The organism is Stenotrophomonas sp. SAM-B, from assembly GCF_013387485.1.
GTDB classification, from domain to species: Bacteria; Pseudomonadota; Gammaproteobacteria; order Xanthomonadales; family Xanthomonadaceae; genus Stenotrophomonas; species Stenotrophomonas maltophilia_AA.
Map to the genome: position 1 here is coordinate 496,237 of NZ_JABBXB010000002.1, position 13,632 is coordinate 509,868.

The 13,632-nt window shown below is 66.0% G+C and carries 12 protein-coding genes; 7 read left to right on the forward strand and 5 right to left on the reverse strand.

All coding sequences use genetic code 11. From position 1 onward, the window contains the following. The first annotated feature begins 32 nt into the window (after positions 1-32). From HH110_RS06470 to HH110_RS06480, 3 genes are all read left to right on the forward strand, one after another. Entirely contained in the window at positions 33-953 is a 921-nt protein-coding gene (locus tag HH110_RS06470) for a hypothetical protein (protein WP_176988898.1), read from the forward strand. Then, positions 902-1,855: a LysR substrate-binding domain-containing protein gene (locus HH110_RS06475; protein ID WP_194243623.1), complete on the forward strand. Its 954-nt coding sequence runs from the start codon at positions 902-904 to the stop codon at positions 1,853-1,855. Before HH110_RS06470 ends, HH110_RS06475 begins: the two co-directional genes overlap by 52 nt. Positions 1,856-1,956: 101 nt before the next feature. Next, positions 1,957-3,138, forward strand: coding sequence for an MFS transporter (locus tag HH110_RS06480; protein WP_176988900.1), 1,182 nt, complete (start codon positions 1,957-1,959; stop codon positions 3,136-3,138). On the opposite strand, the gene HH110_RS06485 is transcribed toward HH110_RS06480, so the two are convergent. Both HH110_RS06485 and HH110_RS06490 read right to left on the reverse strand, forming a co-directional pair. Beyond that, entirely contained in the window at positions 3,119-4,312 is a 1,194-nt protein-coding gene (locus tag HH110_RS06485; protein ID WP_176988901.1) for a dipeptidase, read from the reverse strand. The two genes, HH110_RS06480 and HH110_RS06485, sit on opposite strands and share 20 nt — an antisense overlap. Positions 4,313-4,439: 127 nt before the next feature. Then, positions 4,440-5,627, reverse strand: coding sequence for a DUF6708 domain-containing protein (locus HH110_RS06490; protein WP_206677533.1), 1,188 nt, complete (start codon positions 5,625-5,627; stop codon positions 4,440-4,442). A gap of 114 nt (positions 5,628-5,741) precedes the next feature. Between HH110_RS06490 and HH110_RS06495 the strand changes: the two genes are divergently transcribed. Genes HH110_RS06495 through HH110_RS06505 form a run of 3 tightly spaced genes read left to right on the forward strand, consistent with a single transcriptional unit; the run spans position 5,742 to position 9,847 of the window. Beyond that, a complete protein-coding gene (locus HH110_RS06495) occupies positions 5,742-7,397 on the forward strand; it encodes an acetolactate synthase large subunit (RefSeq protein ID WP_176988902.1) in 1,656 nt (551 codons plus the stop codon). Positions 7,398-7,431: 34 nt separating this feature from the next. Then, positions 7,432-8,814, forward strand: coding sequence for an aldehyde dehydrogenase family protein (locus HH110_RS06500; RefSeq protein WP_176988903.1), 1,383 nt, complete (start codon positions 7,432-7,434; stop codon positions 8,812-8,814). Between the two features lie 55 nt (positions 8,815-8,869). After that, a complete protein-coding gene (locus HH110_RS06505) occupies positions 8,870-9,847 on the forward strand; it encodes a DUF2268 domain-containing putative Zn-dependent protease (protein WP_241696434.1) in 978 nt (325 codons plus the stop codon). Between the two features lie 82 nt (positions 9,848-9,929). Here the strand turns inward: HH110_RS06505 and HH110_RS06510 are convergent, their stop codons facing one another. Further along, a complete protein-coding gene (locus tag HH110_RS06510) occupies positions 9,930-10,490 on the reverse strand; it encodes a DUF4865 family protein (protein WP_176988904.1) in 561 nt (186 codons plus the stop codon). Beyond that, complete coding sequence (locus HH110_RS06515; RefSeq protein WP_176988905.1) at positions 10,487-10,885, reverse strand: tautomerase family protein; 399 nt, start codon at positions 10,883-10,885, stop codon at positions 10,487-10,489. The genes HH110_RS06510 and HH110_RS06515 overlap by 4 nt, the downstream gene beginning before the upstream one ends. 103 nt (positions 10,886-10,988) lie before the next feature. Here HH110_RS06515 and HH110_RS06520 point away from each other — a divergent pair, with 103 nt between their 5' ends. Next, a complete protein-coding gene (locus HH110_RS06520) occupies positions 10,989-11,885 on the forward strand; it encodes a LysR substrate-binding domain-containing protein (protein WP_176988906.1) in 897 nt (298 codons plus the stop codon). Positions 11,886-11,957: 72 nt separating this feature from the next. On the opposite strand, the gene HH110_RS06525 is transcribed toward HH110_RS06520, so the two are convergent. Continuing rightward, positions 11,958-13,619, reverse strand: coding sequence for a fatty acid--CoA ligase (locus tag HH110_RS06525; RefSeq protein WP_176988907.1), 1,662 nt, complete (start codon positions 13,617-13,619; stop codon positions 11,958-11,960). Between the last annotated feature and the right edge of the window lie 13 nt (positions 13,620-13,632).

A 13,632-nucleotide genomic window follows, 5' to 3' on the forward strand; every position in this document is an offset into this window, starting at 1 on the left:
GGGTCCGCCCCACACCCGCAGGCCGCAGCGCGATGAGCTTCAGACTGGATTCCCTCCTGCGTTCCGCCGCACTGTTGCTGTGTGCGGCGCCGCTGTTGACGGGATGTGCCCGGACCCACCGGGAAACCGTGCTGTCCTCGGACACGCTGAAGGTCGTGGCCGTGACCGAAAGCCGACTGGACATCAACGTCAGCCGGTATCAGCACTACACGACGTACGTGCTGTACGTGGACGGCAACAGGCTGTCCGATCAGGGATTCTCCGCGCTCCTGCAGGATCGTGACGCAGCGGGCGATCAGTTCGTGCATACCGATGCTGTGGTGCTGGACGAAGACGCGGTGCTGATCGCCTCGCATAACCGTGACGGCTCACGCTGCTGGACGACGCGGCTTGCCGCACGCAATGGCACGCCGACACTGGACACGATCATGAAAGGGACGGCCGACTGCAGCATCCGCCCGGCCGCTCCGGGCTGGCGGGCGCTTTACAGAGATCCCGGCGATCTGATCCTGGTCCGTGAACGACCTTTCCAGGTCCATCCCATCGCGGGGTACTGGTATGCGCTGTGGATCGACGGCGACACCGTCGCCCTGTACCGGAAGGACCGGGACCATGAGCGCCTCGTCGTCAGGCTGGCACGGATTTCTTCGGATACCCCGCTTGCCGAGCAGACCCTGCCGATGCAGACCTATGCGGAGCCCGACCTGCTGCATGCCTCGCCCGAGCAGCGACGGCAATGGCTGTTCGACAACTTCACGGTCTCCACGGGCGCCTCTCCCTCGATCGCGCTGCGTTCCGACCATCGACTCGACACGATCACACCCGAGGTATGGGCGGAGTATCAGGAGATCGAGCGGCAGAACAAGGAACTGGATGCCCAGGCACGTGCCGCCGGCGACGCATGGATCGAGGCCCAGCGCCGGGAGCTGATGGAAGCGGAGACGCCCCGGTGATCGAGACCCGCCTGCTCCAGCAGTTCATCGCCGTGGCCGAGGAGCTGCATTTCAATCGCGCGGCCGAGCGGCTGCACATGGCACAGCCGCCGCTGAGCCAGGCCATCCGCCGGCTCGAGGGCCTCGTGGGCGCGCCGTTGTTCGAACGGACCAATCGCAGCGTGGCGCTGACCCCGGCCGGCGCAGCCTTCCTTGAAACCGCCCGCCGCACGGTGCAGTCCCTCGAAGAGGGCGTGGCGCAGACGCGCCGGGTCGCACAGGGCATCGAAGGTCACCTCACCCTGACCTTCATCAACATCGCCCCGTATGTCCCGTTGCTGCGCGTGCTGCGCACGTTTCGACAGGCCAACCCCGGTATCAACTTCACGATGCGGGAGGCCACTACCCAGGAGCAGATCAACGCGCTGGAGCAGGGCAGGGCGGACATCGCCTTCATGCGGGCACCGGGAACGACGACACCGCACCTGCGCCTGGCCGCGGTGTTGAGCGAACCCATCTGCGTGGCGCTGCCCGTTGGCCATCGCCTTGAAGCAAGCCCGACCGTCGACCTGGCTTCCCTCAGGGACGAGGCGTTCGTTGCATCGCCGAGGAGCTTGGGCAAGGGCTTTCATGACCAGCTCATCAGCCTGTGCCAGGGCGCCGGGTTCGTGCCCGACATCGTGCAGCACGGCCGGCAGATGCAGACCTTGATCGCCTTGGTGGCCGCGGGGTTCGGCATCGCGCTGCTGCCCGCCTCGTTGGCGACGGATGCACGGCCGGATGTTGTGTTCCGTCCGCTCCGTGTCGATGCGCCCGAAGCCATGACACGGCTGGATCTGTTCATGGCATGGAACGCGAACCGTGCCTCTGCGATCCGCGACCGGTTGATCGATGCCGTGCTGCAGGCGCTGCCACCGCCGTGAAGCGGTGAGACGCGCCGCATCTTGCCGCGGTACGCAGACGGTCCTTCACCCACCTCCCGGCAGGCACTAGTCTTCGGCAGCTCCGCCGTCGAGGATCCGCAATGCCTGCTGCCATCTATGTGTTTTCGCTGTGCGCCTTCGCGTTCGGTCTGTCTGAATTCGTTGTCGCGGGCCTGTTGACCGCCATTGCCGATGATCTCGATGCGCGGATCTCCCTCGTCGGCACGGCCATCGCGGCCTATGCACTGGGCGCGGCCATCGGTGCACCCTTCATCACCGCCCTGGTCGCCCACTGGCGGGACCGGCAGATCCTGCTGCTGGCCACCGCATTGCTCGGGCTGGGCAGCCTGTTGATGAGTGCGTCGCCGAATCTGGTGACCCTGCTGGTGATCCGCTTCGTGGTCGGCCTCGGCCACGGCGTGTTCATGGCGGTGGCCTCCGACGCAGCTACCCGGCTGGTCGAGCCGCAGCGGTCCGGCCGGGCGCTGTCGGTGGTCTGGATCGGACTGACGCTTGCCCTGGCGTTCGGCGTTCCGATCGGAACCTACCTCGGCAGCGTGTGGTCGTGGCGGGTGGTCTTCCTGACCATCGGGGCGCTCAGCGTGGCCGGCATGTTGGGCCTTGCGCTGTGCATGCCGCGGGGTGGGACCGCTGCGCCGTCCGCCCGAGGCGGCGCATGGAAGGGCATCCAGGCCATCACCCACCCGCAGCTGCTGATGACGGCGGGCATCGGCGCGCTGGTCAGCGTCGCCACGTTCTCGTTCTTCACCTTCGTCTCGCCCTATCTGCAGCAGATCACCGGCGTGGACGTGCAGTGGCTGAGCCTGGGCATGCTGCTGTTCGGTGTCTGCGCCATCGCAGGCAATCTGCTCGGCGGATTCCTCGGCGATGCCATGGACGGGGATCGCAGCCTCCGGCTGGCGCTGGTCGCATTGGCGGTGAATCTGCTAGGGCTGTACGGCTTCGCAGGTGTGCCGGCCATGATGATGCTCCTGATCGGCACGCTGGGCATCTGCTTCTTCTCCATCGTGACGCTGCTGACCCTGCGCCTGCTCAAGCAGGCCCAGCACTTCATTCCCGGCTACAGCTCGGTGGCGGCCGGACTGAACATCGCCTCGTTCAACCTGGGCACCGCGCTGGGCGGCGCCGTGGGTAGCCTGACGATCAGCTACGCGACGCTCGCATCGGTGCCGCTGGCAGGGGCCGTGGCCGCGCTCCTGGCGGGCATCGTGCTGTATCTGCAGCGGCGACGGATGAGCGCCATCATCCACATACGTCCGTGAACAGCCGTGCGTAGTTGCTGCCCAGGATCTTCTCGATGCGGGCGTCACTGTGCCCGCGCCGGGACAGCAGGAACGCCAGGCGGTCGAAGCGATCGGGTTGGTTGAGGTCGGGCAGGAAGGTGACCACATCGCCGCTTTCACCGGGCGCGGAGATGCCGAGTCTGATGCGCTCCTCGACGACGGCGCGCAGGCGCTCGCGGTACGCCGGGGTCAGGTCGATCGAGGAGATCATGCCATCGGTGCCCAGGCAGACGTGTTCCTCCCCACAGACGTTGATGGCGTGTTCGATGTGGCGGATCAGGTCCTCTGCCGTCGGCTGCCCCTGCTGGCGCAGGAACGGCATCAGGTAGATGCCCGCGACACCGCCCCGTGCCGCAAGCTGGCGCAGTTCCTGATCGCTCTTGTTGCGCGGGTTCTCGGCGAGGGCGGCGCAGCCGGTATGACTGATCGTGACCGGGTGCCTGGACGCTGCGATCGCATCCAGCGTGGTGCGCTGGCCAGCATGCGAGAGATCGACCAGCCCTCGGCCGGCATCGATCTTCTCGACCAGCTCGCGACCGAATCGACTCAGCCCTGCATTGGCCGGCTCGAGGCAGCCGTCACCGACCAGATTGCGGCGATTGTAGGTGAGCTGGTAGACGCGTACGCCCAGGCCATGGAAGGTATCGAAGCGTTCACTGTCTTCGCCGAACGGCGTCGCATCCTGGAAGCCGTAGATCATGCCGAGGCGCCCGCTGCGTTTGGCATCGACAAGGTCCGCACCGGTGCGCACGAGGCTCAGGGCGTCCTCATGCAGTGCCTGCTGCGCATTCCAGTAGGCGATGTTGCGCATCGTCAACGCATAGTCGTTGAGGTAGCTGCCGACGCCACTGACGGTAATGGTGCAGGCGGTCAGCCCGGAGGCGCGCGCGTCGGCCAGGGAACGTGCACTCAGCGGCGCATACTCGGTTTCTTCTCGTACATCGAGTGGCCCGCCACTGAGCGCATCGATCACGGTGGCGCGCCGATACCCCGGCCACTGCGGGCGTGCGGAAGCCGCCGGGGCAGCGGCGCCCGCCTGCGCCGGCAGCAGCAGGGCCCCGGCGGCACCGAGCGCACAGGCACCGAGAAAATGTCGCCGCGACCGCTCGACGTCAGAGGGGTCGTTCGTCATCGCGTCCGTGTGGAAATTCATCGGGTCTGTCCCTGCTTGCGTGGCTGGAGGCCGAGTGATGGCGCGATGGCGGCTGGATCGAAGACTCGGCCACCCGGAAGCACCCTGTCAACCGTGCCGAGCACGTCGACGCCTGATCCTCGTCCCTTTACTGCAGTCCGGCTGCCTTGCAGGCTTCGACGAACGTCGCGCCCTGTTTATCCATCGCCGTTTTCACGATCTGATTGGCTTTCACAAGCGCGGCGCTGGGCTGGGCCCACTGCGCTTCCGGCAGTGCCTGGGACCAGGCCACCACTGCTTCCGGAAGCACAGGCCGGTCCCGGCGGTGGACCCATTCGGCCAGCAGATAAGGCGCCTTCCAGAACGTCAGTACGCGCCAGAGGTACCAGCGACGAAGCGGCCAGTAGGAGCGCGTGCTGTATCCGTACTTCTCCCGTTGCTCCGGGGTCAGATCGTCGCCGCCATCGTCCAGCGAACCCATCGCGCGGGCATCCTCACGCTCGATCTCGAACGTGTGCATGCCCTCGTAGGTCTTCAGGCGATCCGCGCTCGGCGTGAGGCCCAGCGCCTTGAACCACGGGTTCGGCGCATTGAACTGCTGATGGTCTTCCATGTAGTTGCGGATCGCCGTCCACATGCCCAGAGAGTGCGAATCACTCGCCTGGGACAACAGGATGAACTGCACTCTGTCCTGTTCTTCATCCTCCAGCCCCATGCCGAAGGTGTACTGGCGGATCGCGCCATAACCGGTCACGCCCTGGGAATTGGAGACCCAGGCGACCACGCTTTCCCAAGGCACGATAAGGACGCGGTGGGTCTTGCGGTCGATGTAGCAGACTTCGCGGCGCTGGCGGTTGAAGCGCACGGGGTAGGGCTTGTCACGCTTGAATGTGTCACCGAGCAGGCCGTAGGCGTAAGCCCCCAAGGGAAGCAGGCCGCCGAGCGACCCCAGCGCAAAGACCTGGATGAACGATTTCAACTCCCCCCAGGGATCCGGCCAGTTCTGCGGATAAGCGAGCACGCTGTACAGAACGATGAGGGCGGGTACGCCAACGACGACGAACAGGAAAACCGAGATGGCCCCGGCCAAGATTTTTCCCCCTTCAACCGTTCCCCAGTTGTTTCCTCCCATCTCCAGGAACACATCATTCACGTCCGAGAAGTTTCGACGGGATGCCTGGACCTGGCCGGTGTGGACCGGCAACGGGGACAGGAAGAGGGTTTCGCTCAGACCTTGGACGCGGATTTCACCCGCTGAAGGACGTTGACTGCGGACGTCGAGACCCTGCTCGGCCGCAACCTCCTTGTTGCTTTTCTTGAAGAGACGTTTGAACACGCGCTGTTGCCGGATGGACAACGTTGCATGATTTCACACGGGATATCGACTGTCACCGGGCGGGAAAACAACCCGGCGTATAGTGAGCCCATCCTCACGACAAGGATCAATGCTATGCGGAAGGGCTCGGATCTACTGGTCAAGGCGCTGGAAAACGAAGGCGTGGACCGCATCTTTGGTGTGCCGGGCGAGGAGAACCTGGACTTCCTGGAGTCGCTGCGGAACTCGCGCATCCAGCTGGTCCTCACCCGCCACGAGCAGGCGGCCGCGTTCATGGCCGCCACCCACGGCCGGCTCACCGGCCGGCCCGGCGTGTGCCTGGCGACGCTCGGCCCGGGCGCACTGAACTTCTCGACCGGCGCGGCCTATGCCCACCTTGGGGCATGGCCGATGATTCTGATCACCGGCCAGAAGGCCGTGATGAGCGCCAAGCAGGCGCGCTTCCAGATCGTGGACATCGTGGCGTCGATGAAGCCGCTCACGAAAATGACACGCCAGATCGTCAGCCCGGCCGCGATTCCCGCCACGGTGCGGGATGCGTTCCGCGTGGCAATGGAAGAACGCCCCGGCCCGGTACACCTGGAGCTACCGGAGGATGTCGCCGGTGAGGAAGTGGACGATGTGCCCGTCATTCCGGTGCATCCCCTGGAACGCCCCATCGCGCCCGCTGCCGCACTGGATCGGGCGGAAGCCGCCATCCTCGCTGCCAAGCGACCGCTGGTGATGATCGGCGCGGCCGCAAGCCGGCCGTGGCTCACCGAGGCGCTGTCCGCGTTCGTGGCGCGCACGCGGCTGCCGTTCTTCAACACGCAGATGGGCAAGGGTGCGGTGACCGGTGGCTCCAACCTCTACATGGGTACGGCCGCGCTCTCCGAGGGCGACTATGTACATGAGGCCGTCGCCCGCGCGGACCTGATCATCGCCATCGGCCATGACACCGTTGAAAAGCCCCCGTTCCTGATGAAGAGCGGCGGTGGCCCCAAGGTCATCCATATCAGCTTCCAGTCGGCCACGGTCGAGCAGGTCTACCACCCCGATATCGAGGTGCTGGGCGACATCGGCCCCTCGGTGGATGCACTGGCCGAGCGCCTGGAGGGGCGCCTGACGGCCGATGAGGGCATGATCGAGCTGCGCCAGAACATCCTGGCCCGGCTCAACGACCGCGCGGAGGAGGATCGTTTCCCGGTCACGCCGCAGCGGCTGGTGCATGACGTGCGCCAGTCCATGCCGGACGACGGCATCGTCTGCCTCGACAATGGCATGTACAAGATCTGGTTCGCGCGCAACTACCGCACGCATGTCGCCAACACGCTGCTGGTCGACAACGCGCTGGCCACGATGGGGGCCGGCCTGCCGTCCGCCATGATGGCCGCGATGCTGTACCCGAAGCGGCGCGTCATGGCCGTGTGCGGCGATGGCGGTTTCATGATGAACTCGCAGGAGATGGAAACCGCCGTCCGGCTCGGGCTCAACCTGGTCGTGGTGATCCTCAACGACAGTGCCTACGGCATGATCCGCTGGAAGCAGGCGGTGGATGGCTTCGAGGATTTCGGGATGCGCTTTGGCAATCCTGATTTCGTGAAGTATGCCGAGGCCTACGGCGCGAAGGGCAGCCGGGTGACGGCCGTCGACCAGCTGGTGCCGATGATCGAAGCCGCCTTCGCGGGCGGCGGCGTCCACGTGCTGGACGTGCCCATCGACTATTCCGAGAACACCCGCGTGCTGGTGGATGAACTGCGCAACCGCACCCCGAACGTGGGCTGCGCATGATCGCCTCCGATGCCACACCCTCAAGGAGTCCAGCATGTTGACCGTCGTACAGGCCTTCGACCGCGCCCCGATCGCAGAAATCGGCTTCGACACTGCCACCGCGCTGGAGCACAAGCTCAGCGCCGCCGAGCGGGTGTTCAAGGACCGCGACGGCTGGCTTGCGCCGCACGCGCGCATCGCGATCCTGCGCAGGCTTGCCGCCTTGATGGACGCCAAGCGCGACCACCTCGCCCTGCAGATTGCCCGCGAGGGTGGCAAGCCGCTGCCGGATGCCATCATCGAGACCACGCGCGCCATCGATGGCGTCCACAACGCCGCCGATGAGCTTCGCAACTTTGCCGGCCGCGAAATACCGATGGGGCTGTCGGCAGCGTCGGAGGGGCGCTGGGCGTTCACCACCCGCGAGCCCATCGGCGTCGTGGCGGCGATCTCGGCGTTCAACCACCCGCTGAACCTCATCGTGCACCAGGTGGCACCGGCCATCGCGGTCGGTTGCCCGGTCATCATCAAGCCGGCCTCGGCAACGCCGCTGTCCTGCCTGGAATTCGTGGCGATGGTGCATGAGGCCGGGCTGCCCGAACCGTGGTGCCAGAGCTTCCTCCCGGAAGGCAACGACCTGGCCGAGGCCTTGGCCACGGACCGCCGCGTTGCCTTCCTGAGCTTCATCGGCTCGGCGCGGGTAGGGTGGTCGCTGCATGCAAAGCTGGCACACGGTGCACGTTCGGCGCTGGAGCATGGCGGCGTTGCGCCGGCCCTCGTCGACCGGAGTGCCGATCTGGCCAAGGTCATCGAGCCGATCGTCAAGGGCGGCTACTACCATGCGGGTCAGGTGTGCGTCTCCACGCAGCGCATCTTCGTCCATGACGCTGTTGCCGATGACTTTACCCAGGCACTCATCGCCCGGGTCGAACGCCTGCGCACCGGCGATCCCACGCTGAAGGATACCGAGGTGGGCCCGCTGATCCTGCCACGCGAGGCGGACCGCGTCACCGAATGGATTGAGGAGGCCGTGCGCGGCGGCGCGCAGCTCGCCACGGGCGGCAAGCGCCTCTCGGAGACCACACTGCAGCCCACCGTGCTGCTCGATCCGGCCAGTGACGCGCGGGTGACCACGCAGGAAATCTTCGGCCCGGTGGTGGCGGTCTATCGCTACACCGAACTCGACGAGGCGATCGCGCGCGCCAACTCCCTGCCTACCGCCTTCCAGGCCAGTGTGTTCGCCCAGGATATCGACATCGCCCTGCGCGCCGCCAACCGGCTGGATGCCTCGGCCGTGATGATCAACGACCCCACGGCGTTCCGCACCGACTGGATGCCCTTCGCCGGCCGCCGCGAGTCGGGTTACGGCACCGGCGGCATTCCGTACACGATGCGGGACATGTCGCAGGAGAAGATGATCCTGATGCGCAGGAGCTGAGTGAGTGCTTGGCCGGGGACGCTACCCGTGAATCCATTCTCCGAGAGGTGTTTCCATGTCGTCGCTGCACCACCTGCGCATGACCGCACTCGCTGACCCTGCGCGCTGGCTTGTACCGCGAAAAGCAGCGACCTCCCTCATCGTTCTTGGACTTGGGGCCGTACAAGCGATGCTGGCCTTTCCAGCCGGCGCTGAGCCGCGTGTGGTGACCAGCGACGTCGACCGCTTCTATGCGATCTACGAGGCTTCCGATGGCAAGCCGACAGCAGATCAGCTGCAGCGCGACTATCTGGCGATGGGGTCCGAAGGCTTGAAGCACTTCGCCCGCATCCGCAATATCACCGGGGAGCGCATCGCCAAAGCCATCGCCGATAGACCGGAAATCTATGTCGACGCACGCAATTGCGCCACGGTGCTCCCTGCCGCCAGGATTCGCGTGGGCCGCGCGTTGAGTCTCTTCTCCGAAATGTACGCTGACGCCCGGTTTCCCGCGGTGACGGTTTCGGTAGGGCGCGGGCGCCCCGTTGCTGTCGCGGGCCCGAATGACGGCATCAATATCGGATTGGAGGCGCTGTGCGCGACCACCTTCATCAATCCGGATGTCGAAGATCGCTTCGTGCGCGTCATGGTCCATGAATTCGTCCATGTCCAGCAGAATCCCGCGCTGACCGACAAGCCAGACGCTACGGTCCTTGATGTATCGCTTGTCGAAGGCTCAGCCGAATTCTTGACGGAGCTGCTTACCGGCGATGTCGCCTACGCTTACATGGCTGACCTGGTGAAGGGGCGGGAGCTGGAAATCGAGTCAAGATTCCAGGCAGAGATGGGATCAACCGATTTCTCAAACTGGTTGTACAACTCCTCCGCATCCAATCCACAGGACATCGGTTACTGGGTCGGCTATCGCATCGTCAAAGCATACTATTCCAATGCCAAAGACAAGCGTCAGGCACTCAAGGAGATCATCACGATGGGTGAGCCCCACACCATCCTGGCAGGCAGTGGCTGGAAGCCGGGCGTGGTGATCGAGTGATAGCCGTGAGGCCGCGAGCCGTTCTCCAGAGATGCTCTGATCATCCTCGCAAGATTGGTCGGATGCGGCAGGCCCAGGGCATTCACGCGGTCGGCAACGACACATGCCCGACTGCATATACCTGCGCCGCCGCGTCCTCCAGGACAGGAGCCTGCTTCCATAGCTGGAGGCGCAGCTGAGTCCACCCAGCGGGATCGAACCCATTCACCACCGCCAGCGCACCGCATGCGATCGCATCGCTCGCCTCGGCAACGGCCTGGGCACGCAGTGCCGCCAGATCTGCATCGGCGCTGATCGGAGTGATGGTGCGGTTGGCGTGGCGCGCCTGCGCCAGCCCCGGCGCCAGTTCGGCATGCCACGGCAACCAGGTCTGCACCGCCGGCCGGCCCAGGTCGCGGCACAGCGTGGCAAAGGGCGGGCTGGCCAGAAAGTCGGTTTGACCCTGCGGAGTTGCCCACAGATAGAACGGCGCGTACAGATTGACGCTGCCGGGCACACCCGCCTGCCGGCGCGCACTGAGCCAGGCTTTCATGCGCAGTTGCGGGTAACCGTCGAACAGCGGCCCCTTGTCGGCGATGCGATGGTCGATCTGCGCCATGTCATGGGGGTCGTCCAGAACGACGCTGTATTGCATGGCGATCATGGTGCTGTCCCGCTGTCATCGGCCGCCGAAATGCCGCCACCGAACGACCAGTCCTCCCAGCCCGATTCGGCGATCACCACCATCACATCCTGGGCGGGAATGCCCGGCGCCTGCTCCAGCTCATCAACCAGTCGCCGGAAGAACGCCGCCTTGGTCGCGGCGCTGCGCGGCTTGCCGGTGGTGATATGGAACAGCACGTACTGGTCCGAGCGCGGGCCGCCACGGTAATGGCGGTCGAACACCAGTTCGCCCGGGGCATGCTGGTGTACGGCCACGAACCGGTCGTGTGGCGGTACCTGGAAGCTTTCGACCAGGGCGCGGTCCAGGGCGTTGGTGAGCGCCCCGAGGTAGGCCGGCGAACGGCCGGCGAGGAGCGAGATGCGGGTAATGGGCACGGAGAGCTCCGAAACGGGGCGGGGAGGTGTACTCTCGCCTGCCTGAGGCGTCCTGAAAACCGGATTATTCGGGATCGCCAATCCCGGAATATGGAACAGTCATATGCGTCTGACCAATCTCGACATGGATGCGCTGCGCAGTTTCGTGACCGGCCTGGATGCCGGTTCGTACGCGCGCGCCGCCGACCGGCTGGGCCGCTCCACCTCGGCGGTGAGCGCACAGTTGAAGAAGCTTGAAGAGCAGGCCGGGGCGCCGCTGCTGCGTCGCTCCGGCCGCGGGCTGGGCCTGACCGGGGAGGGCGAGGTGCTGCTGTCCTACGCGCGGCGCATGCTCGGGCTCAACGATGAGGCGGTCGCGGCGCTACACCGCGAGCCACTGCAGGGCTGGGTGCGGCTGGGCATCCAGGAGGACTTCGGGCAAAGCGTGCTGCCGCAGGTGCTGGGGCAATTCGCACAGGCCCATCCGCAGGTGCGCATCGAGGGCCGCATCGCACGCAATGCCGAGCTGCTGGACAAGGTGGCCAGCGGCCAGCTCGACCTGGCACTGGCGTGGGACGAGGGCAATGCCGCAGCGGCGCGGATCGCGACGGTACCGCTGTGCTGGCTGAGCGCGGCCGACGGCGGCCCACACTGGCACCGCAACAGCGACGAGCCGTTGCCGCTGATCGCACTGGAGGCACCGTGCCTGATGCGCACCTTGGCCTGCGAGGCGCTGGACCGGCGCGGCATCGCCTGGCGGCTGGCCTTCACCAGCCCCAGCCTGGGCGGGTTGTGGGCAGCCACCGCCGCCGGGCTCGGCTTCGCGCTGCGCACGCCGATCGGACTGCCGACCACGCTGCGCGCACTACCACCCGCTGCGCATGGCCTGCCGCCGCTGCCGTCGCTGGGCTTGGCACTGCACCGCGCGCCGCAGCAGAACAGCGCACCGGCCGCGCACCTGGCCGACATCATCGAGCAGGCATTGCACGCGTCGCTGCCTGGCGGTTGGCTGCTGCGGTGAGCAGCTATCTGCTGGATCGGGGCATCAGCCGGACCGCGGCGTCGATCCGTGCCCCCGCCCTGCGGCCGAGCCTCAGCGGGCGTTGTTGGCCACGCCCTGGTCATGCAGGCTGCGCAGCTTCTTCTTGTTGATCTTGCCGACGCTGGTGCGTTCTATCGCCTCCACGAAGCTGACCCGGTCCGGGATCGCGTAGCGGGAGATATCACCTGAGCGGCTGCGGGCTGCGACCAGCTCGATGATCTCGGCTTCGGTCACCGCGCTGTTGGCATGGGTGACCACCAACGGCAGCGGTCGCTCGCCCCATTTCGCATCGCTGACGCCGATCACGGCGACCTCGCTGACCGCCGGATGCATGGCAATGATGTCTTCCAGCGCGAGCGAGGAAATCCACTCGCCGCCCGTCTTGATCACATCCTTGATGCGGTCGGTGACGCGCAGGTAGCCGCCGGCGTCGATGTTGCCGATGTCTCCGGTATGCAGATAGCCGCCCGCCCATAGCGCCGCCGACGCATCCGGATCATGCAGGTAGCCTTCGGTGAGCCAGGGCGCGCGCACCACCACCTCGCCGGTGGCGACGCCATCGTGGGCCACATCGTTCATGGCTTCGTCCACGATCCGCAGGTCCACCAGTGGCACCGGGATGCCGGCCTTGGTCCGCAGCGACAGCGCCTCATCCGAACCCGCCACGGCTTCGGCATCGATCTGGGCGAGGGTGAGCAGCGGGCAGGTCTCGGACATGCCGTAGCCGCCGAAAATGTCGATGCCGCAGGCCAGTGCGCGTTGCGCCAGTGCGCGGGGCAAGGCAGCGCCGCCGATGACCACTTTCCAGCCGCGCAGATCGGTCTGGGCAGCGGCGGGATGGTCGAGCAGCATATGCAGGATGGTCGGCACGCAGTGCGAGAAAGTCACCTTCTCGCGCGCGATCAGCTCCAGCAGGCGGCCCGGCAGATAGCGGCCGGGATAGACCTGTTTGAGGCCCATCAGGGTGGCCACGTAGGGCAGGCCCCAGGCATGGACGTGGAACATCGGGGTGATCGGCATGTAGACATCGTCGCGGTGCAGGCGCCCCTGGCTGGCTGCACTGCCCAGGGCCGCCATCCCCGCCAGTGAGTGCAGCACCAGTTGCCGATGACTGAAGTAGACCCCTTTGGGCAGGCCGGTGGTGCCGGTCGTGTAGAACGTGGTGGCGCGGGTGTTCTCGTCGAAGTCCGGGAAGTGGGTGATGGGCGTGGCCTCACGCAGGCCGGCTTCGTACTCGGCTGCGAAACCGGTCGGCAGCGGGCCATCGGCATCATCCAGCAGGATCCGGGTGCGCAGATCCGGCAGCTGTTCATCGATGCCTTCGAGCACCGTCAGAAACTCGCGATTGGCCAGCAGCACCCGCGCACCACTGTGATTGAGCGTGTAGGCGATCTGCTCGGGAGCAAGGCGGACGTTCACCATCATCAGCACCGCACCGATCATCGGCACCGCGAAGTAACTCTCCAGGTAGCGGTTGCTGTCCCAGTCCATCACCGCCACGGTATCGCCGTGCTTTACCCCGAGCGACGTCAGCAGGCCGGCCAACTGGCCGATGCGCGCCTGCAAGGTGCGGTAGTCGAAGCGGACCGCTTCGCCGCACACGATCTCCTGCTCGGGACGCACCGCCAGGGGTGTATGCAACAGCTGCTTGATCAGCAGCGGATACGCATGGGGCCCGGGTAGGGACGAGGACGCGGCGGTGGAGAGCGACATGGGGTTTTCCTGG